We start from the raw sequence: 20,508 nt of genomic DNA, 5'->3' as shown, positions 1-20,508 counted from the left end.
TTCTTTATTTTTTGACTGAATATTGCTTGGACAAACAATGATTAAATACTCTTTTACCATCATCTTAGTCTTGATCGCCACAGCCAGCTTTGGCAAAGCTGGCTGGATATTACTGAAAGCCGAGCTCGCGCAGTATTTGATTCAATCTTCGTGGGAAGAAACGCTAACCACTGGTGCTAACCAGAAGCCTTGGCGTTGGTCTGATACCTGGCCAGTGGGCAAGCTGGTTCATGCCAAAAGCGAAACGCAGCTGTATGTACTAGAAGGCGCACAGGGAAACGCCCTTGCATTTGGCCCTGGACACCACACCGACTCGCCCCCACTCGGACAGGGTGGTAGTGTGATTGGCGGGCATAGAGATACTCACTTCACGTTCTTAAAGAAGGTGAGAGCCAGAGATATTATGCAATTGCAGTTGCCGAACTCACAGTGGGTAACCTATCGGGTTGTATCGAAGACGATAGTCGATGCCGCCTCGGCAATGAAAGTAGATGTAAATGGGCAGCAGCTCTATTTAGTTACCTGCTACCCATTTAATGCGGTATCAACACAAAGTAATTTACGCCTTGTTGTTGAGCTGGTCGAAACTGAAAGCCAGCGAACCTAAATAGGTTCGCCTACAATTAATTAGCCGCTTGTTACGGCGAAAATAAAGGACCAATGCGAACAACCTATCGCGTTTAACCTGTTTTCTAGCGAGTAACAGATTCAATGTGCAGCGAAGAAAACGTGCCGTTCCAGATTTGCTCACCTATGGTGACATTTTCAAAGCTAATATCGTCGGCATTTTCTAGGATAAGAATTTCTTCTGCTTCTTTAATTTTAATGTCTTTAAACTTAACGTTATGCACAGGAGCTGCGTCTGGAGCGTGAATTTCCAAAACCGTTCCTACATTTTCTACCGTTAAATCTTCAATAATAATGTCGGTATAGGTAGCCGGAAAATTACCGTGTAAATTACTTGGGTAGTTTAGCTGGAACCAGAATAAGTGCTTAAACGAAGCCACTTTACTGCCTCTAATTCGAACCATTTCTACGCGCCCGCCTCTGTCTAAGTTGCTTTTAAAACGATATGCTGAGTCTCCCTCATGCAAGACATTGTTCTCGAAAAATACGCGCTTAATGCCGCCCGACATTTCCGAACCAAGACCAATGCCGTCTTCCCCGCCTAAATCATTGTTTCGTGCAACAATGTCTGTGCTAGGTATACCTATATTTCGACCGTCTGCGTCTCTGCCAGACTTAATAACGATACCGTCATCACCGGTTCTAAAGTGATTATCTTCAGCAAGCACAAACTGGCTCGACTCAATATCTAACCCGTCGTTATTGTACAGGTGACTTTCTACCTTCACTCGTCTCACCGTAGCGTGAGACGTATAAACCAGGTGATTAACCCAAAACGGGGAATTCAGGGCTGTATAATCTTCAAGCAGCACACGCTTGGCGTGGAAAAACTGAATAAGCGGAGGGCGCAAGTAATGCCCTTCTCCGAACTGACGCTTCTCTACTGGAACGCCATCAAACCCCATTTTACGAAGCGCATGCATATCTGTATTTTGTTTCTCATACCAGCCAATGAACGCCGATTGGGCATTTCCGTCGATAGTGCCTTTACCCGTAATGGCCACATCTTCCACATTTAGCGCATAAATTAGCGGTGAATAGGTAAATACCTCAGTACCCTCCCAACGGGTTTTAACCACGGGTAGGTAGTGCGAAGGGTCGCCGGAAAACAGCAGAGTAGCGCCCTCCTCTAGGTGCAAGTTCACTTTGCTTTTAAGACGAATAGGACCGTCTACTTGCCATGTTCCTTTGGGCACAACAACAATCCCGCCGCCGCTGGCCGAAGCCTCGTCAATTACACTTTGAATTGGCGCTCGCGCTGCGCTTAGTGAAGTATCACTCACATCAACCACAAATTTTTCATTTGGAATATTCGGCAGCTGAATCTGATTTACAATCTGTTCAGCAATTTTCCAGTCTTCGTCTGTAGATGCCGACACATAGGAACAAGTTAGAAGGGTCACAATAAACGCCACCCATCCCAAAGCCCGGCGGTGTGTGAAACGGCTGGGGTAGCTACTCATAGAACGGTCAACATCAGGTATAAAGCGCAGCATAAAAGCTCCATTATTTAAGTCGTAACTGATTACGTTTAAGAAACAAAATATTCACATCACGACAATAATGCCACCGGTGGCATTATTAATCAAAATAATGTTACTGTCCGCTTAACCACGGCACGATTTTTATCTTTCGGATTAGTTTACTTTGCGCTTAAGTGCGGCTTTTTCGCTTTCACTTAAAAAAGCAATTGCAAGCGCATTCTCTTGCGCTTGTTTAATATGAGAAGGCATAAGGCCAGCTTGCTTAGCTGCAACGGAGAATTCATGATCTAGCTCTACACCTTGAACTGCCGGATCGTCGGTATTCAGACAGGCGAGTATGCCGTGTTCCAAAAAGGTTGTTAACGGGTGCTCAGTTAATGATGTGACCGTGTTCGTCAATACGTTGCTGGTTAAACAGCTTTCAATACCAATACGGTTGTCGCGCAAATAGTCCATTAGCTTAGCATCATTAATAGCATTAACGCCGTGCCCTATTCGCACAGCACCTAAGTCGTTAATGGCTTGCCAAATACTCTGTGGGCCTACTGCTTCACCTGCATGAATTGTGATAGGCAGCCCTTCGCGGCGCACTTTTGTAAAGTGCTCTATGAACATGTTGCCAGGAAAGCCTTTTTCATCTCCCGCCAAATCAATTGCAGTTATATGCGCTTTACAGGCCAAGATTGAATCTAGCTCATGCTGACATACTTTTGCGCCATAAGAACGCGACAAAATACCGATGAGATTAACTTTAACATCGTGATTTTTAGCTGCGCTTTTTACACCGTCTATCACGGCCTCAACCACACCTTGAGTTGGTAGCCCGTGACTTTCACCCATAAAATAAGGACTAAAACGCAGCTCTGTGTAGTCAATACCCTGCTTAGCCGCATCTTCTACATTCTCTATCGCCACCCGTTTGCAGGCGTCGAGACTGCCTAACACCTTAACGCCCCAAGTAAGCTTATCTAAAAATGACACCAAATCGGGGGCGATCTCCATTACTTGAACATGCGGTCGCAAGCCTTCTAACGAATAAGCTGGCAAACAAATGTTAAATTGCTGACCGAGCTCCAGAATGGTTTGCAGACGCACATTGCCATCTAAATGACGATGTAAATCAAGTAATGGAAAATTTTTATTTATCATAGAAATACGATGGGTTAAGACGTAAGCCCTACTATACCACTTGACGCTGTAAACCTCGCACTCTTGCAGAAAATAACTTTTTTATAACGGGACAAAACAGTGCTTTTTTTGAAACAAAATTTGTTTTAAGTTCGTTCTAGGCATCTAACTTCACTCTATCGATGCTTTTCTTCATCACTTTTCTCAATTTTCGATAGTAAGGAGCCAGTTACTCTTAGGTGTACGCCTTGTTCACCAGGCTAAATACCACTAAAGAGCAACAGGCCTCTTCATTATCACCAAAAAACACTAACAGGAGCACAGTCATGTGCGGAAAATGTATAGAAGGCTGCTATTTAGCAGGCTGGCGTAATGGCGTGTATTCATTCGAACATATGCAAGAAGAACCCGATTTTATGGGGAATGATGTAAAGGCAGCCCATGGCTTGGTGGAAGCGGTATGCTCATTAGGTTCTTCGCTCAACAAGCTCCACGCACTTGGATTAGCGGACTCGCCAATGATAGCTTGGGCAGGATGGATTTATTCGAGAAACGAATTGCACACCCAAATCGATTTAACACGGCATGACGACGTTCTCAAATATCAGAGAGCCTTACGTCATTCAAAAGAAAGTAAATGGGCTGAGATTAATGCCCTCTACCCGAACATTGCGAAGTTTTTAGATAACCTAACGCTTCAAGACATTGCTAATACCCTCGATGAAACGCTTCTCGATGAAATTGAGACATGCCTTCTTGCTCTTCATGGTAACGGGTATTACACCTTTGAATTCGTAGAGTCTATGTTCGCTGCTGAAGGGCTATTCCCCATTATTGAGCTAAGCGATACTGCGAAGCCGTCACTGTTTGTTGACCACGCACTTGAAATATTCTTACTAACCGAACATCTTTTACACTTTCGCCCATTGTCTTGGGCGCTTCGTGTAGCGTTAAGTGTTGACTTAACGTGCGATTTCGACAGCTATCATATGGCGTGGCGTCGATACACCGCTAACCGCGTGTTAAACACGCTTCTAATGAATCGCAATTTGAAAGGTGTGTACGCGTTAGCAAGTACACTTGAACTCAATACCGTTCACGCTATATGTCAGCGGAACGTAGCGAATAAACACTTACTTACTCAGCTATTAAGCGTCGTAAACAACTGTAAAGGCGACACTTATATTGAACCTAAACGTCTAGCCGCGCACATCACTTCATTGATCTCAGTGTAAATGCATACTCCTTACAGTTTGAGATAGGGTGACTTGCTGAATGGTTAAGTACAGCTCGTTATGACAGTCAAATACGTGCGAATCTAACTTAATCAATATTAGACACGATGAAATGTAGTGCTCGATATCATAAAGTTCTTTTGGCATGCCTTACCAAGAACAACGCCTTGGTAAGGCTATTCGCATTACATTTCTTTTTTAAGGGTTTTCGCAACCGCTAAAACTAAGTCTGCCGACGGGCGAACTTTGAAGTCTGGGTTAACATAGCTAAACAAAACCTGCCCTTTTTTATTGAGCATGAAAATGCTGGGTGCTGGTAAAACACTATTACCGCTTTTATCTTTTGTTAAGTTAATGCCATAGGTTTTGTACTTTAACTCAGTCACAGTATCTAAATAGAATCCAACGCCGAACTCACGAATAGTGTCTAGTTTGTCGTCGGATAAAAGCGTAACCAAGAATTCTGTTTCAAGCTTTTGTTTCTTTAGTTTTTGGTTATCCGCGCTTTGCGCGATGTCCAATATGACCGAGAAGCTTCACTAGAAATTTCGCGCTCCAATAAATAAACCGACAAATACTTGTATTGGGCGCTACTCACCTACAGCGAAATTTGCTTTTTACTGCTACTATAGCGCCAAAACTTGCTATGCCATTTTTTACATAGCACACGGGGTTAACTTCAAGCCTCCTAAGAACAAAGCAGGGACACCATGGCTCTTAAAGCGACCATTTTTAAAGCTGACATATCCATAACGGATATGGATCGCAATTACTACAACGACCACAACCTTACTATTGCCCGTCACCCTTCTGAAAATGACGAACGAATGATGCTGCGCGTGGTTGCGTTTATTGTTAATGCTCATGAACGCCTACAGTTTACCAAAGGACTGTCTGACGACGACGTTCCAGATTTATGGCAAAAGAGTTTTAGCGATGAAATAGAACTGTGGATTGAGTTAGGCCAACCCTCTGAACAGCGCATCAAAAAGGGCTGCAATCAAAGCCAACAAATGATGATTTATTCCTACGCCGACAACAGCTTCGACGCGTGGTGGAAGAAAGAACATAACAAGCTACAAACCAAAAAGAACTTATCAGTTTTCACTTTGCCAGAGTCGCTTGCCGCTACTTTGGCCAATGCTGTTCATCGCTCTATGCAAATACAGGTTACTATTCAAGATGGACAAATGTGGCTAACTATTGAAGGTGCGGATGTCACCGAGAGCGTTGAAGTGTCTATAGAGAAGCAGTTGTAATGAAAAAACTTTCTGCCGTTCAACTCAAACAGCAAGCACTGGTTTTTAGTGTAGCCGATAGCCTTGAAGCACAAGCGCTTGAAGAGTTAAAAGGTATGCAACAGTGTTGGTTTGACGTTCAGTATCATCAATTCCCGGGTTCTTTACTGCTTCGCTTTCAATTCGAAAATGAAGAAGCGGTGTCAAACGCTGAACCCGAGCTAAAGAAGTGGCAGCGAAAATTAAGCGCAGCGCTGCTTAAAAAAGGCGTCGTGTTGAAGGATATGCGTCGACATCTTATATTCACCACACAAGGCCCAGAAGAGTAACCCACATCACGCTTTGCAGAACAGGATATCCAAATTCTTTGTTCAATCTTAGCTAGGTTTATTTTTGGTTATAAACCTTTCATTTTTCGGTATAAAGTCTACTTACACTTTATCTGGTAAGTAGGCTAGACTGGATTCGTCGAATATGCAGCTTGCCGAATATGATCAAAAAATGGCACGTAGCAAGTGGTTTCACAATGCCTATTCGGCCACACCATGTTGACAGGCTTAGAAATAAGCCACTATCCCAGCAAAAGGAGCTTCACAATGAAAACTAAAGCAATGGCGTTAGCACTGTTACTGTCTTTAATGGGCTGTACTGAGTCTAGCGAAGAGACGAAAAGCGAAGTAAAAAAAGAGATGGAAAAAGCGGGCGAAGCGACAGCAGACGCCTATGACAGCGCAAAAGAAAGTGCTGCAGATTCTTGGGATAAAACCAAAGACGCGACCTCTGAGGCGTATGAAGACGGTAAAAAAATGGCTTCTGATGCATACGACGCAACGGCTGAAAAAGCAGGCGAATTTAAAGACGCCGCAGCGAAGAAAGCTTATGAAGCTTGCGTAAAAATGAAAGAGCAAATGGGCGGCGACGTTAGCGAGTGCGACGATTAATTTAATCTTCCAGCGAAAAACAAATTTGAAAGCGAACCTTCGGGTTCGCTTTTTTGTTGGTGTTTAATTAAACAAAAGTGAGTCATTCACGCTATTCACACCCGGCTAGAATCACAGCGTCTGGTGTTATAGTTAAAGGTGCGACCCTTAGCAACGTATTAATACCTAAAATATTGTTCCCTTTGGGAAGCACGGCCACTTCCACTGGCCCCACTTCGCACGTATTTCCTATACGAACCGAGTTTAATTGATACTGAGATATTTTAACGATCTTTCCATTTGCCATTCTGGCAGCAGAGGTTCTGGTTGCAAGAAGCTTTTGATTTCTTGTTAGCGCATCGAACGTAGCTTGATTGAGGGTTAATAAGCTTGAACCCGTATCTAATAGAAACGAAGCCTTTATGTTCGATTCTAGGGTCGCTTCTAGATACAGTGTTCCGCCTTTGCTTTGTGAAAGAGGAATATTTTGCTCTATCGCTGACACGGCAGATGTACATGCTAACCAAAAAGTTAGCAGAACAAATATGGGGATTTTATATTTTACACTCACCGCACATGCACCCTTTGTCGACTCTTTACATAGGTGTTGATTGACAGCAAGATAAAGACCAAAGGGTAAATGATTGATTTTACCGAAACTCTACAATACCAGACGGTGCTATAGCACCATAATAGTGCACATAACCATCCATTCCGCACCATCGTTAAACACTCCGTTTTCAACGCAGCAGCTTCTCTTTCAATCGCTCTCCATTCTCTTGATTACTCAAATTCTCTATATCCAGTTAGGTGATAGCAATCATCTATCACCAATACCCATTGTTTAGAACATTTTTGGTCATACAATAGACTAAAGTAGCAATTCAACGAGAGGACACGACATGAAATTACGCTATCTATTGGGTTCATTAATTACAGCTGTTTCGCTTGGTTTTTCTGCAAACGCATCGCAAGCTATGACGTCATCAACTGATGAAACCGTTGATGTACAAGTAGTTGATTATTCAGGAAAGCCGCCATTTAAACGCAAAATAGTAAGCTTATCGGTTAACGATGTAGCGCAATTAGAATCAGTAGGGCAAGAAGCAATTGAATACGTAGAAGTGAAAGAAGTCATCATGCGCGGTAAACCACCGTATCGCAGAGTGACAACCATGATGCCTGTGTATGATGTTGCCCAACTTGAAATGCTAGAAGAGCAAACTGATACTCAGAAACGCGGCACTCGCCCGCCGTTCAAACGCCACTAACAATATTTCTTACTATCAACATATTGCACCAAAGCGATTCACTTTTGCCTGAGTGAGTCGCTTTTTTATTGTGCATACTCGTTTACGCTATTTTTTATTTCGCGGTGTTCAACAAAGTCGATTTAGCGCGTTTTTATTTTTATTAACGTGCCACAAACGTTAGAGTAATTAAAAGCAATAAAAAAGAGATAATAAATGCAACCTCATGACCATTCTCCGCTAACTGATTTTATTAAATACCCTGAAGAGCAAATGCTTACTCGCAGCGAGGAGTTTTTGAAAACCATGCAGCGTCGCCACAGCATTCGCCATTTTAGCGACAGACCCGTTGATAAAGCGGTAATTGAAAACTGTATTTTGACCGCTGGCACTGCACCTAGTGGAGCGAATCATCAGCCTTGGCATTTCGCCGCGATACAGTCGCCTGAAGTAAAACAACAAATACGCGAACAGGCTGAAGCGCATGAGCGCGGTTTTTATAATGGGCGTGCGGGGCAACAGTGGCTAGATGACCTAAAGCCGTTAGGCACTGACGCAAGTAAACCCTATCTGGAAACCGCGCCTTGGCTTATTGCCGTATTCAGTCAAAAATTTGGTGAAACAGAAACGGGCGAAAAAAGCCAAAACTACTATGTGCACGAATCGGTGGGTATCGCGGTGGGTATGCTTATTACTTCGCTTCACAATACAGGTTTGGCAACCTTGACCCACACACCAAAGCCAATGAACTTTTTAACCGAGGTCTGCCAACGGCCTGATAACGATCGTGCTTATATGCTCATTATTGCGGGCTATCCGACGGAAAACGCCACAATTCCTGCACACGCCATGCAGAAAAAGTCGCTTAGCGAAATTGCGAGCTTTCTTTAAATTTAAAAAGCGCGCAGTGCTTGAGCATATGAAGTAAACCAAGTATTTAAAACGGCATAACTAATAAAAGCTTTGTCATAGACATTAGATACGCAGCACTTATAATGCGCCCTCGTTATTAAGGGCTGCGATCTTTTCTTTACGAAATTCGGTCAACCACGTTTAACAGTCCCTCGGAGCTCGTATCCTCATGTCATCGCGTCACGCATTTTCTCCACAGCTTCCTTTTTTACTGTTAAGTCTATTAACTGGCCTAACATCGTCGTTTGTTACGCCACTGATGAGCTATTTCCTCATTGATGAGATCAACGTTGAGCCTATTTATATAAGTATTTATATGGTGTCCGTTACGCTATCAGGGTTGGTGATCAGTCAGTACCTCGGGCACTTGGCAGACAAAGGTTTTAACGCAAATCGTCTTTACGGGCTAACCATGATTTGCGTGGGCATCGCCATGGTCGCCTTTATCTTTAGCAAGCAGTTTTGGCATGTGTTCCTTGCTGGCGTCTTGTTTATGTCGGTGGGCGCTGGGGCAGTGTCTCAAATGCTGACCGTTTCGGGGCTATGGGCAAAAAACCAAGATATCGATTTAGCCGCATTTAACTCAAAAGTTCGCGCGGCCATCTCTCTTGCTTGGGTGGTAGGCCCGCCGCTGGCATTTACGCTGGTTGCCAATTTTGGCTTCGCAGCGTCCTTTTCGGTGGCTATCGCGTGCGTGGTTGTTGCGACGCTTTTTGTGGTTAAGGTTGTGCCTGGGCAAAAAGCCAATCAACACTCACTCAACACTACTCTAAAGGGCTCGTTATCGCTGCCTTTTTGGCTGGTTGGGTTGGCCATACTTGCCGGAATGGCGGGCAATGTCATGTATTTATCATCTATGCCTTTGTACGTAATGAATGAACTGGGGTTGCCGGAAAATTTGCCAGGGCTGATGATGGGTGTTGTGGCTGCACTTGAGATACCTACTATGCTGCTAGCAGCCAAATTAGCGCGACGCTTCCCTCCTGCGGGTATCATGGCAGTAGCATTTATTTTCGGCTGTTGCTTCTACGTTGGCGTGTACTTTTCTCAGTCGAGTTGGGAGTTATTGACCCTTCAAATATTAAACGCGCTGTTCTACGGTTTATATGCCGGTATTGGATTGACCTTACTGCAACAACAAGCGCCTGATTTGACAGGTTTTACTTCAGCATTTTATTCAAACGCCACCCGCGTGGGAATGATGTTGGGCACTATTGGCGCGGGTACCGTGGCCCAATTCTTTAGTTTCAGAGATGCCACTATTGGATCGCTATGCATCGCAACATTTGGGTTAAACGTGATGTTAGTATTCATGTTTGTTAAGCGTCGAGTACATCGCTGAAGGGCTACCAAACCTCATTGATTGGGTTACACGCAAAACTCAATCAAAATGCGATACCGGTTAATAAGCAATGTTGCTTAAGTCGATAGCAGGCTATCTGTAGGCTAAAAGAAAGCGTTCGAGATCACTTTGCCTGACATTGACCACACCAATAAAGACGTCGCCCATTATACGTTTGGCGTTTTATTGGAGTGGCGCAGACTCTACAAGGCTGCTCTTCCCTGTCGAACACCATAAATCGCGTACCTTCAAAGTTAACGCCTTTTGCTTCAAGCACTTGGCGTAGTTCTGTGTACACGGTATAGCCGCCGGTTTCACAACTGCGTTTGCATATTGCTAAGGTGTGATGTGCCAAGCTACGCAGCTGCTCATCATCTAACTGAGAAGGTTTGAGTGAAGGATGCACACCTGCTGCAAACAATATTTCGCTGCGAAGGTAGTTGCCCAGCCCAGCCATAAAGCGCTGATCCAAATATAAACCGCTTAGCGCGCGGTTATAGAATGCTTTTGAACGTAAGCGTTCTAATACCAACTCTTCTGTTACTGAATCGTTGAGTACGTCGGGCCCAACTCTTTGTAAAAAAGGGTGTTCATGAATAGTTTGTGTTGGCCAAATGCTAATGTCAGACGCACTATATAAAATAGCACTGTGTGTTTCGGTATGAAGCCCTACCCTTAGCTGGCGGGTAGTATCGGGGATTTCGTTGCGTTTACAGGTATGCCACACGCCATAAAGTTGGTTGTGTGAATACATAGAGAGCCCATTGCTAAAATGGGTAATTAGCGCCTTGCCACGGGTTTCCATGCGCAAGACGTTTTCGCCTTCTAGCTGTTTAACATAGGGTTTTAGCTGAGCTAATCCAAACTCTACTTTTTCTAGGGGGATATCTTTTATCACCGCTTCGACTTTATCTGCAGCGCGACGAATCTCTGGGCCTTCAGGCATGTTGTCTCAAATACCTTTTATCTCGGTTACGGGTTACTTCGCATCATTTTCAGCTTCTTTGCAGCTAGATGATAACGAATACAAAAAAGGCCTGTAGCCTTTGGTGTACTTTAAACCTAAGTTTGTACATCAAAGATCAACAGACCCTTTTATTAATCAAAGTTTAGCTGAAAATGCCGTATTTAAACGCTGCGCTGATTAGCCCTTGTTTGGCACAATCAGGTACTTAGTGCCGGTCTTTTTCGCGTTGTACAACGCCACATTTTCCGGCTGAAGGGCTTCTTCAAGACTTAGCTCTTTACTATAAGACGACGCAAAAGTTGTGTTAATTTCCGTTGCCACTTTTTGGTAAAGCTCACCTACACGCTTCTTATCAAGCTTGCCTAAGAAGCGCATTAGCAACCAACCACCAATGCTCCACGTCATACCATAAGCGCGGTTTAGAATTGTCGGAGAGAAGTCTAAGCCGCCATAGATATAAACTTGTTTATTGCTGTCAGAACCATAGGTGTTGAAACCTTTTGCATCTTTACTGCCCGAGGCTTCCATCATGGTAAGGATATCGCTAACTAGCTCACCGCCACCAATGGCGTCGAACGCAAGTGTAGCGCCAGTGCTATCTATGGCCTGGTAAAGTTCAGCTTTGAAATTCTCGCTGCTGGAATCAAGCACAATTTTCGCGCCAATACCTTTAAGTAGGTCTACCTGCTCTTGGCTACGTACAATATTAACTAGCTCTACGCCCTGTTCTAGACAAATTTTGTTTAGCATTTGCCCAAGGTTAGACGCCGCGGCAGTGTGAACCAAGGCTTTATGCCCTTCCATACGCATGGTTTCAACCATACCAAGAGCAGTAAGTGGGTTAACAAATGAAGACGCAGCTTGTTGCGGCGTAGTGCTATCCATGTGAGGTAAACATGCCTGTACGGGCACACACGCATACTCTGTATAAGCTGCGCCGGTAAGAATAGATACTGTTTTGCCCATTAATGCCTGCGCTTCAGGGCTGTCGCCCGCAGCAACCACTGTACCTGCGCCTTCGTTCCCGATAGGCAAAGTTTGGTCAAGACGAGACTTAATACGGCTTAGCAAAGGCTTGTGTACCGGCGCAACCAACGCGCTCTTATCAGCATCGAAAGACGCCTTATCAAGGCTTGCTGGCCCAAACATAGGCCACATATCTGACGGATTTATTGGAGAGGCTTCCATGCGTACAATCACTTCATGAGCCTTCGGCTCTGGAACGTCTACTTCTTTTAGCGATACCTGAAGCTCACCTTCTGATGTAATTAGCGTAAATAGTTGTTTAGATTTATTCATATTGACTCTCGTGCCCTAAAAATTAAACGCTGTATGTGTTGTTAAGCTAACACGCCACCACTATCAGCAGTATTTATATTTCGAATACATATGCGTTTCGATGGTTTATACACCCGATAATCTAGATGAGTTACACTGCAAAGCGTGTATCGACCTGTAATAGCGAATAAAAAATGAAAAGACATTGTACCTACCTCTTTCTAGGACTAATCGGAATGAGCGATGTGGCGTTTGGTAAGGCTGCACCTTTGGTCTCAATTCCTACCCACGACGCGTTTTTTAATTCGATAAAAGCGCTCTGCGGTAAAGCGTTTCGAGGGAAGGTGAGTAAAGATAATGTAGGCAATACCTTCGGTGATGCAGAACTTGTTATGCACATACGAAAGTGCACAGACTCAGAAATCCAAATACCTTTTCATGTGGGTAACGACGCATCTCGCACTTGGATTCTAACGAAAACCGGCGTGGGTCTTATGCTGAAGCACGACCACAGAAACAAAGATGGCAGCTTTCATTCTTCAACCATGTACGGCGGGCACACTGTAGATGATGGATATGTCCAAGTTCAGTCATTCCCCGCAGATGCCTATTCAAAAGCATTATTTATAGAATCTGGGATTGCAGCATCGACAGATAACGTTTGGCAAATGATGATTTACCCCAACCGCTTTAGCTACCGATTGATTCGCCCTGCGCGCGAAGTACAGGTTGATTTCGATTTAGATAGTACAGTTTCGGTTCCCAGTGCGCCTTGGGGCTACGCAGATTGATTTAAGCTGAAACTGGACTTGGGTATCGTTGCATTTATTACCACCACACCTTATAACAAGTTTTAAATTGCAAAATATATCTTGTTCCCACCTACGACTAGATAGAATCTAGTAAGACCTGAATTATCAACCACTTGGATATAAAAATGCCTTCTAACCACAATCTTTTACAGCAGCTTTTTGGTTTCTCAGCGTTTCGTGAGGGACAAAAAGAGGCTGTGGATTCTCTACTTAGTGGGCATTCAACGTTAGCAATCTTTCCGACTGGCTCGGGTAAATCGTTGTGTTACCAGTTCGTTGCTACGCAGCTGCCACATTTAACTTTGGTGGTTTCTCCATTACTGGCGCTAATGAAAGATCAGCTGGAATTTTTGCATAGCAAAGGTATTGCAGCAGCTAGCATCGATTCCACCTTAACACCTGAGCAAAACAAGCAGGTGATGAACGACGTGCGTTCTGGGCAGTGTAAAATTTTAATGGTGTCAGTGGAGCGTTTTAAGAACGAGCGTTTTAGACAGTTTATTGAATCTGTTCAGGTAAGTATGTTGGTGGTCGATGAAGCGCACTGTATTTCTGAGTGGGGCCATAACTTTCGCCCTGATTATCTTAAGCTTCCTGCCTACCAAAAAGAGTTGAATATCCCACTTGTATTACTACTTACAGCAACGGCCACTAAAAAAGTAAAAGAAGATATGGCGGCACGCTTTGCTATTGCGCCAACTAGCATTATTCAAACGGGATTTTATCGCCCCAACCTGAATTTATTTGTTCGCCCCGTACTTGAACCTAACAAAAATCAAGCGCTGATAGACGAAATTCAAAAACAACAAGGTGCTGGGATTGTTTACGTTACTTTGCAAAAAAGCGCCGAGGAGGTAGCCCAGTTCTTACAGCAACAAGGGTTTGATGCAAAGGCTTATCACGCTGGTCTCGACAGTAATGTAAGACAAGGTATCCAGCAAGATTTTATGCACAATAAGCTTCAAGTGGTTGTGGCTACCATTGCCTTTGGGATGGGCATTGATAAGTCGGATATTCGCTTTGTCATTCACTACGACTTGCCGAAGTCTATTGAAAACTACAGCCAAGAGATTGGAAGGGGGGGAAGAGACGGTAAAGCAGCAAATTGTACCGTGCTTGCGAATCTTGACGGATTGGTCACCATAGAGAACTTCGTTTACGGCGACACGCCAGATGAAAGCGCCATTCAACGGGTAATTGATGATATTAAGTCGCAAGCCCCTGATGAGAAAAATTCAGCGGTACAAAATGACCGCTCTATTCATGGCGACAGCAACCTTTTCCAGTGGGAAACACAAATAAACAGCCTATCGGGTGCAAGTAATATTCGTCAGCTTCCTCTTAAAACCCTACTTGTTCAGCTAGAACTCGCGAACGTTATACGCCCTTTGTACGCTTACTTTGCTGAATACAAATTCCGTTTTATTTCTGATAAAGCCGCCATTCTTAGCATGTTTTCAGAAGAGAGAGCGCGCTTTTTAGATGCTGTATTCACGCACTCAAACATGAAGAAAGTATGGGGTGTTGTCGATTTCGACAGTATTTATCAGCACTATGGCGCAGAACGCTCTAGAGTAGTGGCAGCCTTAGAATACTTGCACGAGCACAATCATATAGAGCTTGCATCACGTTTAATTACCGATGTATACCGTGTTAACAACGAATTACTGCAAGACGGCGATTTGGCAAACAAGCTAGCGCACTATTTTTCTGAAAACGAGCGTAAAGAAGTCGAGCGCATCGCCGCACTTGTCAGCTTTTTCGAACAAGACACTTGCTTAAGCCACAACTTGTCAGCGTATTTTGATGATACTCAAGCACCGAAAGCGTGTGGGCATTGCAGTGTGTGCCAAGGTAAAGTGGCCAAGCTTAGCTATTCATCACCAATATCAAAACCAGATAGTGAGAAGGTATTAGAAGCTATGACGGCGCTAAAGATGCATTTAAGCGGAAAGTTTGAAGCCACCATCACGCCTTCTATTTATTGCCGTTTTTTAACTGGCATGACCATGCCTTTATTTAGTCGTTTGAAAATAAGACAAGTGAAAGGTTTTGGCAGCTTTGAACACTGCCGATATGCAGACGTTCTAAAACAAGTGAACGCAAATTCGTGCAGGTGACTTATTGGTACTGACTGTTTTGTCTTCTCGATAAGAGCCGGTATTAAATTGAGCCAGCCCCTTATTGCTAAAAAAGGGCCGACTGTGCTAACTATCTGGCTCACTACGCGCCAGTTGTATGAACTATGTTTATTACGCGTTTAGCGAATTGTTTTCTTAATTTAACGGCGATTCACGCCATACTATCAATCTGCTTTAATATACTGCCAAATGCGCGGCTACCAACACTTTGAATCTGTTTATCGAAGTACAGGCTTCCCAAAAGAAAAATAGTGATATGCCCTTTCGAGCGCCACGTCACGTGGGTTTTTCCACCTTCATCTTTAAGGGTTATTTCACCCAACTGATGATCATAAGGTAATGGCTTAGACTTAACCACTTTATAACCCAATTTATAAGGCGGCTCGTAGGCCACTATCTCTTCGTGAAGGTTCGAGCCCCCTGAAATAATCTCGCGCACTGCACCTAGCCCATTTGGTTCATCACTACCCTTTACCAGTAAATTCGACTGCTCAATAGCTTTAAACTGCGCATAATTAGCGTGATCACTTAATATTGCAAATACCTTTTCAATAGGTTGATTAATGGTTCGCTCTACATGTATTGAAAACACGCTTTGTTCCTTTTTATATATTTTTAATTAGCGATATTTTTCGATAATAGCCTAAACACTATAAAACCTTTACTTAATAAAACTTATCGTTAATCGGCAAAACTGTGAATATAGCAAAAGCCTTAATTCTAATTTATAGTGGCAAAATAATAGTGTCGTAGACGGTTTAGGATGTAATGGACACCACTAAAAAAGGATCGCTAGTTGTGGTCGGCACAGGTATAAGTGTTGCTGGGCAAATGACCATTGCTGCTAGAAGCTACATTGAAAATGCCGACATCGTGTTTATGGGGATCATGAACAAAATTGGCGAACACGTGGTGACCACTCTTAATCCCAATAGCGTTTCGCTAGACGACCTTTACGAAGAAGGTAAGTCACGCGCGTTAACCTATTCTCAAATGGCCGATAGAATTGTAGCGTCGGTGATGGCAGGCAATAAAGTATGCGTTGCTTTTTATGGCCATCCCGGAGTTTTTGTTACTCCCTCTCATGAAGCCATCCGCCGTGTTCAAGGAATGGGCTTAGAAGCGAAAATGCTGCCCGGGGTTTCGGCGGAAGATTGCTTAATTGCCGATTTAGGCATAGATCCCTCACGCTTTGGTTGCCAGTCATACGAAGCAACTCAGTTTCTGTTTCGCGACTACCGTATTGATCCACACATGACACAAATTATCTGGCAAATTGGGTTAGCTGGGGAAGCAACATTGAGTGTGTTAGACGCTAATCAAAGCCAGTCAGGCCTTGCCATGCTGGCCGATATTTTAGCAGAGCATTATCCTACGGACCATGAACTCATTATTTATGAAGCCGCGACACTGCCTCTTTGCGAACCCAAAATAGAAAGCGTGCGACTTTGTGAACTTGAATTCGCTAAACCCACATTAGTGTCGACCCTCGTCGTTCCCTCGATAGGTATGCCAGCCTATCGACAAGACCGATTAGCAAAGCTAGGGCTGACCGAACAGCAAGTTATTAAATATAGAAACCCAACCATAAATTAAAAAGGATAAAAAATGGCAAAATCTATTCAAGATTTCTTGATTGAGTTGGATACCAACAGCAAGCTTATGGAAGCCTATAAAAGCGACCCAGTTGCAACCGCTAAAAAATACGGGTTATCTGCCGAAGAGGTAAAAATAATTGCAGATCAAAACTGGGACGAGCTATCTAAGCGCTTTGACGATACCAGTAAAACCATTCGCGTTATTAGCTACTAACTAATATTAATCAATATTATGAAGCGCTTTGTCTTGTGTGTGATTAGTGTCATTGTCTTAATGACGCTATCCGCTCGCGCTTTTGGCGCGCCGCAAGACAACACTTCATCACCCATAGTTCAATTAGACGGGCTTAAAACACGTATTCAAGAAAACGATCCGACTGTTCAAAGCGCCTTCTCGGAATTACACGCATTTTTTGCGGCCCACCCTAATGATTATGAACACGCACGCTTTTTGAATATAAAATCCTACTTTTATATTTTAAAACAAGACTATGTATTTGCGTACGAGGCGTTACTCGAAGCCCGTAAATACGCAACCTCAGCAAAAAATGTACTGAGCCTTGCTGAATCACATCGCTTAGAGGGCTTAATCCTCGATTTATCTGGCGAACATGCCAGCGCGCTAGAAGCCATGCACCAAGCGCTAGACCTTTTCAACAAAGCTGAAAGTGACAAAGTTCTTTTGGTATATAGCGCCATGGGTAACGTGTACATGTCGCTTAAAGACTATGAGTTAATGCTGACTTTTGCACATCAGTATTTATCTGCCGCACAACGCTTTAATAGCAAGGAAGGCGAAGGTACAGCTTATTTCTTTCAAGGATATGCCCAGCGAGCGCTTGGTCAGTATCAAGACGCAAAAGTGAGCCTGCTATTAGCTGAAAGTCAGCTTCGCGAAGCAAATTACCCTTTTATTGGCATTGTGCACAGCGCTATGGCAGAGCTTTATATTGCGCAAGGTAACTTAAGTGAAGCGCTGAAGAAATTAAACCAGGCTTCGGAAGCTGACCGGCAAGTTGGTTTTAAGTACAACGAAGGGTCACATCTTCTTCATTTAGTAGACATCTATAAACAACAAGGCGAACTGGAACTTGCAATTGCTGAACTAGAAGCTGGGCTGGAAAAAGAAATCATAAAAAATGACAAAGTGTTGATCTTAGATGTTCTCAATCAACTTATCTCACTTCACGAAACAAACGGAAACTTGGAAACTGCACTTAACTACTCGAAGCAATATAGACAGGCATTTAAACAGAGCTTTAATGAACAGCAATCAAGGCTAGTGGCCCTGCACCGCGTACGTTTAGCCATTTCAGAAAAAGAAGAAACGATAAAGCTGCTAGAAAAAGACAATCAGTTAAAAGAACAGCGTAACCTTATTCAAAAGAAAAAGAATACCCAGCAACTTTATTTTATAGGTTTTGTCATCCTTTCATTGGGCTTGATGGCTGGGTTATGGCTTCGAACTTGGAAACAGAGAAAGTCGCTCGATATCTTAACGCAAGATTTGCGCAAAGCCACTAAAGCAAAGTCCGATTTTCTAGCCCGTATGAGCCATGAAATTCGTACGCCGCTGAATGCCATTATTGGTCTTACTAAGCTTTCTCAACGGGCCGCTGAAGACAAAGAGCAGCAAACAAATTTGATACAAATTGAGGGCGCATCTCAAACGCTGCTAAGCATCATTAATGACATACTGGACTTCTCTAAAATTGAAGCTGGTAAGCTTGATATAGAGTCTACCCCATTTAATTTAGATACGCTCGTTAATCAAACCATCAGGTTGCACCTTGCCCGTGCGCAAGAAAAGCATATTGAGCTAATTCAACATATCTCCCGAGATGTGCCGCTGAACTTAATTGGTGATCCGTTGCGCATACAGCAAATACTGAATAACCTGCTGAGCAACGCCCTTAAGTTCACCGAAGATGGGCTTATCTCAGTAAGCGTTAGATGCAAACAGGCCGCTGACGATATTCAGCTTGAATTTGAAGTGAAGGACTCAGGAGTAGGCCTGACTACTGCACATCAAGCTCAACTGTTTCAGCCATTTAATCAGGGTGATGAGTCGATATCGCGACGCTACGGTGGTACAGGTTTAGGGTTAGCCATTTGTAAGCAGCTTACCACATTATTAGGTGGTGAAATTTGGGTAGAAAGCCAGTTGGGGAAAGGGTCTGTTTTCCACTTTACGGTAAAAGTAAAACACGATACTTCGCAGCAAATTGTTTCACCATCTAACCAGCTTTCTGCGCTAAAAGTACTTGTTGCCGACGACATTGAAGCATCTAGGAACGCTATTTTAGAAGCCTTGTCTATGGCTAATATTCAAGCCGATATTGCCACAGGCGGAAAAGACGCCTTTGCTAAAATGCGTGCAGCTATAGCGACATCATCTCCTTATGACTTGCTTATTTTAGACTGGAACATGCCCGATATTGATGGCCTTGAAGTGGCTGCCATAATGAATCAAGAATTTTCAATTAAGCAGCCAAAAGTGGTTATGCTTTACGCATTTGAGTCGCCACGAATGCGCGAACAGGCCATCCAGCTTGGCATACGTCATTTCATCAAGAAACCGTTTAGTACCAGTGAATTAGTAGATACACTGCAGGAGTTGTGTCTTAACGTAAAAGCCAAAACAGTACTCAAAGACATACCAGCCGTACCCAATTTAAAAGGCACACGCATTCTTTTTGCAGAAGATAATGCGCTCAATCAAAAAGTAACACTTGGACTTTTAAACGACACTCAAGCCACTATTGAAGTTGCCAACAATGGTTTAGAAGCTATAAACAAACTGCGTGAAGACAGCGCGTTTGACGTAGTCCTGATGGATATTCAGATGCCAGTAATGGATGGATTAACCGCAGCTAAGCGCATTCGACAAGAGCTACAGTTAACCTTACCTATCATTGCCACCACCGCCCATGCAATGCAGCAAGACATAGATAAAAGCTTAGCTGCGGGCATGGATGGCCATATTAATAAACCTGTCGACCCAAACCGCTTTTTTGATGTACTGGTTGAGGTTTTAAATAAAAGAGGGTCTTCAGCCACTTCAGAAGTAACCGATGAAACAACGGTAACAAGTTCATCACTTACATTTATCGACAAGCCCAAGGCACTACACACATTGCTTGGCGATGAGGCGCTTTATACAAACCTTGTTAACGACTTTATCGCTTTAGAAGATGAGCTCAACGCGCTACACAAGGCTATTGATACCCAAGACTATCCATCCATTGCGCGCATAGCACATATTTTCACGACGGCACTTCGATATATTGGTGCGTTTACACTAGCAGAATTAGCGAGTTCGATTGAGTTAAGCGTAAAGCGTGGTGAGCAAGCAAATGCGAAAGATTTCAGTGCGAAATTAGACCTTTTTTATGAGTCGCTTAAAAAAGTGAGAGTACAGCTAAACGCAACACTATAGCGCACTCCATCTTCATACTCTTTACAACCTCTCATTTAACAAGTGCTTCATAACACGTGCCATACGTCTGATTATCCGAGACTTTTGGGCTACCTTTAGCCTTCAACATTTTAGGATTTAATGTATTATTGCTTAGC

The 20,508-nt window shown here is 43.5% G+C and carries 20 protein-coding genes; 13 read left to right on the top strand and 7 right to left on the bottom strand.

All coding sequences use genetic code 11. The annotated features are described in order from the left end of the window. The first annotated feature begins 37 nt into the window (after positions 1-37). Positions 38-607 (top strand): class GN sortase, encoded by a 570-nt coding sequence (locus MHN02_RS12470; RefSeq protein ID WP_014979953.1) that lies wholly within the window; start codon positions 38-40, stop codon positions 605-607. 85 nt (positions 608-692) lie between these two features. Here MHN02_RS12470 and MHN02_RS12465 read toward each other — a convergent pair whose 3' ends face one another. Together MHN02_RS12465 and add are read right to left on the bottom strand one after the other, a co-directional pair. Then, positions 693-2,123: a glycosyl hydrolase family 28 protein gene (locus MHN02_RS12465; protein WP_239246425.1), complete on the bottom strand. Its 1,431-nt coding sequence runs from the start codon at positions 2,121-2,123 to the stop codon at positions 693-695. A gap of 141 nt (positions 2,124-2,264) precedes the next feature. After that, the gene (gene add, locus MHN02_RS12460) at positions 2,265-3,260 is read right to left on the bottom strand and encodes an adenosine deaminase (RefSeq protein WP_239246423.1); all 996 of its coding nucleotides are present in this window, start codon (positions 3,258-3,260) and stop codon (positions 2,265-2,267) included. A gap of 305 nt (positions 3,261-3,565) precedes the next feature. Between add and MHN02_RS12455 the strand changes: the two genes are divergently transcribed. Beyond that, complete coding sequence (locus MHN02_RS12455) at positions 3,566-4,474, top strand: hypothetical protein (protein WP_239246421.1); 909 nt, start codon at positions 3,566-3,568, stop codon at positions 4,472-4,474. 185 nt (positions 4,475-4,659) lie between these two features. On the opposite strand, the gene MHN02_RS12450 is transcribed toward MHN02_RS12455, so the two are convergent. After that, on the bottom strand, positions 4,660-4,995 hold the full coding sequence (locus tag MHN02_RS12450; RefSeq protein WP_239246418.1) for a hypothetical protein: 336 nt from the start codon (positions 4,993-4,995) through the stop codon (positions 4,660-4,662). Positions 4,996-5,184: 189 nt separating this feature from the next. Between MHN02_RS12450 and MHN02_RS12445 the strand changes: the two genes are divergently transcribed. The 3 genes from MHN02_RS12445 to MHN02_RS12435 all read left to right on the top strand — a co-directional run bounded on the left by MHN02_RS12445 (position 5,185) and on the right by MHN02_RS12435 (position 6,653). Beyond that, complete coding sequence (locus MHN02_RS12445; RefSeq protein WP_039232321.1) at positions 5,185-5,733, top strand: YaeQ family protein; 549 nt, start codon at positions 5,185-5,187, stop codon at positions 5,731-5,733. After that, a complete protein-coding gene (locus MHN02_RS12440) occupies positions 5,733-6,041 on the top strand; it encodes a hypothetical protein (RefSeq protein ID WP_039218461.1) in 309 nt (102 codons plus the stop codon). Before MHN02_RS12445 ends, MHN02_RS12440 begins: the two co-directional genes overlap by 1 nt. 267 nt (positions 6,042-6,308) lie before the next feature. After that, the gene (locus MHN02_RS12435) at positions 6,309-6,653 is read left to right on the top strand and encodes a hypothetical protein (RefSeq protein WP_239246417.1); all 345 of its coding nucleotides are present in this window, start codon (positions 6,309-6,311) and stop codon (positions 6,651-6,653) included. A 91-nt stretch (positions 6,654-6,744) separates the two neighbouring features. Here the strand turns inward: MHN02_RS12435 and MHN02_RS12430 are convergent, their stop codons facing one another. Continuing rightward, a complete protein-coding gene (locus MHN02_RS12430; RefSeq protein ID WP_039218467.1) occupies positions 6,745-7,203 on the bottom strand; it encodes a retropepsin-like aspartic protease in 459 nt (152 codons plus the stop codon). A 331-nt stretch (positions 7,204-7,534) separates the two neighbouring features. On the opposite strand from MHN02_RS12430, the gene MHN02_RS12425 reads away from it, so the two are divergent. The 3 genes from MHN02_RS12425 (at position 7,535) to MHN02_RS12415 (ending at position 10,136) form a co-directional block, all read left to right on the top strand. Further along, the gene (locus MHN02_RS12425; protein WP_039218469.1) at positions 7,535-7,903 is read left to right on the top strand and encodes a hypothetical protein; all 369 of its coding nucleotides are present in this window, start codon (positions 7,535-7,537) and stop codon (positions 7,901-7,903) included. 195 nt (positions 7,904-8,098) lie between these two features. Beyond that, positions 8,099-8,773, top strand: coding sequence for a nitroreductase family protein (locus MHN02_RS12420; RefSeq protein WP_239246415.1), 675 nt, complete (start codon positions 8,099-8,101; stop codon positions 8,771-8,773). A gap of 190 nt (positions 8,774-8,963) precedes the next feature. Then, on the top strand, positions 8,964-10,136 hold the full coding sequence (locus MHN02_RS12415) for a sugar efflux transporter (protein ID WP_239246413.1): 1,173 nt from the start codon (positions 8,964-8,966) through the stop codon (positions 10,134-10,136). Between the two features lie 124 nt (positions 10,137-10,260). On the opposite strand, the gene nei is transcribed toward MHN02_RS12415, so the two are convergent. Together nei and MHN02_RS12405 are read right to left on the bottom strand one after the other, a co-directional pair. After that, the gene (gene nei / locus MHN02_RS12410) at positions 10,261-11,082 is read right to left on the bottom strand and encodes an endonuclease VIII (protein WP_239246411.1); all 822 of its coding nucleotides are present in this window, start codon (positions 11,080-11,082) and stop codon (positions 10,261-10,263) included. A gap of 198 nt (positions 11,083-11,280) precedes the next feature. Then, entirely contained in the window at positions 11,281-12,402 is a 1,122-nt protein-coding gene (locus tag MHN02_RS12405; protein ID WP_039218481.1) for a zinc-binding dehydrogenase, read from the bottom strand. A 173-nt stretch (positions 12,403-12,575) separates the two neighbouring features. Here MHN02_RS12405 and MHN02_RS12400 point away from each other — a divergent pair, with 173 nt between their 5' ends. Both MHN02_RS12400 and MHN02_RS12395 read left to right on the top strand, forming a co-directional pair. Continuing rightward, positions 12,576-13,172, top strand: a complete 597-nt coding sequence (locus MHN02_RS12400) for a hypothetical protein (RefSeq protein WP_239246409.1) — start codon at positions 12,576-12,578, stop codon at positions 13,170-13,172. A 146-nt stretch (positions 13,173-13,318) separates the two neighbouring features. Then, positions 13,319-15,313: an ATP-dependent DNA helicase RecQ gene (locus MHN02_RS12395; RefSeq protein ID WP_239246407.1), complete on the top strand. Its 1,995-nt coding sequence runs from the start codon at positions 13,319-13,321 to the stop codon at positions 15,311-15,313. Between the two features lie 172 nt (positions 15,314-15,485). Here the strand turns inward: MHN02_RS12395 and MHN02_RS12390 are convergent, their stop codons facing one another. Continuing rightward, on the bottom strand, positions 15,486-15,926 hold the full coding sequence (locus MHN02_RS12390; RefSeq protein ID WP_039218488.1) for an SRPBCC family protein: 441 nt from the start codon (positions 15,924-15,926) through the stop codon (positions 15,486-15,488). Positions 15,927-16,102: 176 nt separating this feature from the next. On the opposite strand from MHN02_RS12390, the gene MHN02_RS12385 reads away from it, so the two are divergent. Genes MHN02_RS12385 through MHN02_RS12375 form a run of 3 tightly spaced genes read left to right on the top strand, consistent with a single transcriptional unit; the run spans position 16,103 to position 20,371 of the window. After that, positions 16,103-16,930 carry an SAM-dependent methyltransferase gene (locus tag MHN02_RS12385; protein ID WP_039218491.1) on the top strand — a complete coding sequence of 276 codons (828 nt, stop codon included), beginning with the start codon at positions 16,103-16,105 and terminating at the stop codon, positions 16,928-16,930. Positions 16,931-16,942: 12 nt separating this feature from the next. Beyond that, positions 16,943-17,146 (top strand): hypothetical protein, encoded by a 204-nt coding sequence (locus tag MHN02_RS12380; RefSeq protein WP_239246405.1) that lies wholly within the window; start codon positions 16,943-16,945, stop codon positions 17,144-17,146. A 60-nt stretch (positions 17,147-17,206) separates the two neighbouring features. Then, positions 17,207-20,371 (top strand): response regulator, encoded by a 3,165-nt coding sequence (locus MHN02_RS12375; RefSeq protein ID WP_239246403.1) that lies wholly within the window; start codon positions 17,207-17,209, stop codon positions 20,369-20,371. Positions 20,372-20,508 lie beyond the last annotated feature (137 nt).

It is taken from the genome of Alteromonas sp. CNT1-28, from assembly GCF_022348345.1.
In the GTDB taxonomy this organism is placed as follows: Bacteria; Pseudomonadota; Gammaproteobacteria; order Enterobacterales; family Alteromonadaceae; genus Alteromonas; species Alteromonas macleodii.
Note: the sequence above shows the minus strand (reverse complement) of the source record. Positions and strands in the feature narration are given on the sequence as shown.

What these genes read in the sequence shown, in the direction of transcription:
- nei (WP_239246411.1), bottom strand. Translation starts at nt 11,082, where the DNA reads ATGCCTGAAGGCCCAGAGATTCGTCGCGCTGCAGATAAAGTCGAAGCG.
- MHN02_RS12470 (WP_014979953.1), top strand. Translation starts at nt 38, where the DNA reads ATGATTAAATACTCTTTTACCATCATCTTAGTCTTGATCGCCACAGCC.
- MHN02_RS12420 (WP_239246415.1), top strand. Translation starts at nt 8,099, where the DNA reads ATGCAACCTCATGACCATTCTCCGCTAACTGATTTTATTAAATACCCT.
- MHN02_RS12435 (WP_239246417.1), top strand. Translation starts at nt 6,309, where the DNA reads ATGAAAACTAAAGCAATGGCGTTAGCACTGTTACTGTCTTTAATGGGC.
- MHN02_RS12415 (WP_239246413.1), top strand. Translation starts at nt 8,964, where the DNA reads ATGTCATCGCGTCACGCATTTTCTCCACAGCTTCCTTTTTTACTGTTA.
- MHN02_RS12395 (WP_239246407.1), top strand. Translation starts at nt 13,319, where the DNA reads ATGCCTTCTAACCACAATCTTTTACAGCAGCTTTTTGGTTTCTCAGCG.
- MHN02_RS12405 (WP_039218481.1), bottom strand. Translation starts at nt 12,402, where the DNA reads ATGAATAAATCTAAACAACTATTTACGCTAATTACATCAGAAGGTGAG.
- MHN02_RS12380 (WP_239246405.1), top strand. Translation starts at nt 16,943, where the DNA reads ATGGCAAAATCTATTCAAGATTTCTTGATTGAGTTGGATACCAACAGC.
- add (WP_239246423.1), bottom strand. Translation starts at nt 3,260, where the DNA reads ATGATAAATAAAAATTTTCCATTACTTGATTTACATCGTCATTTAGAT.
- MHN02_RS12465 (WP_239246425.1), bottom strand. Translation starts at nt 2,123, where the DNA reads ATGCTGCGCTTTATACCTGATGTTGACCGTTCTATGAGTAGCTACCCC.
- MHN02_RS12400 (WP_239246409.1), top strand. Translation starts at nt 12,576, where the DNA reads ATGAAAAGACATTGTACCTACCTCTTTCTAGGACTAATCGGAATGAGC.
- MHN02_RS12445 (WP_039232321.1), top strand. Translation starts at nt 5,185, where the DNA reads ATGGCTCTTAAAGCGACCATTTTTAAAGCTGACATATCCATAACGGAT.
- MHN02_RS12385 (WP_039218491.1), top strand. Translation starts at nt 16,103, where the DNA reads ATGGACACCACTAAAAAAGGATCGCTAGTTGTGGTCGGCACAGGTATA.
- MHN02_RS12425 (WP_039218469.1), top strand. Translation starts at nt 7,535, where the DNA reads ATGAAATTACGCTATCTATTGGGTTCATTAATTACAGCTGTTTCGCTT.
- MHN02_RS12455 (WP_239246421.1), top strand. Translation starts at nt 3,566, where the DNA reads ATGTGCGGAAAATGTATAGAAGGCTGCTATTTAGCAGGCTGGCGTAAT.
- MHN02_RS12375 (WP_239246403.1), top strand. Translation starts at nt 17,207, where the DNA reads ATGACGCTATCCGCTCGCGCTTTTGGCGCGCCGCAAGACAACACTTCA.
- MHN02_RS12440 (WP_039218461.1), top strand. Translation starts at nt 5,733, where the DNA reads ATGAAAAAACTTTCTGCCGTTCAACTCAAACAGCAAGCACTGGTTTTT.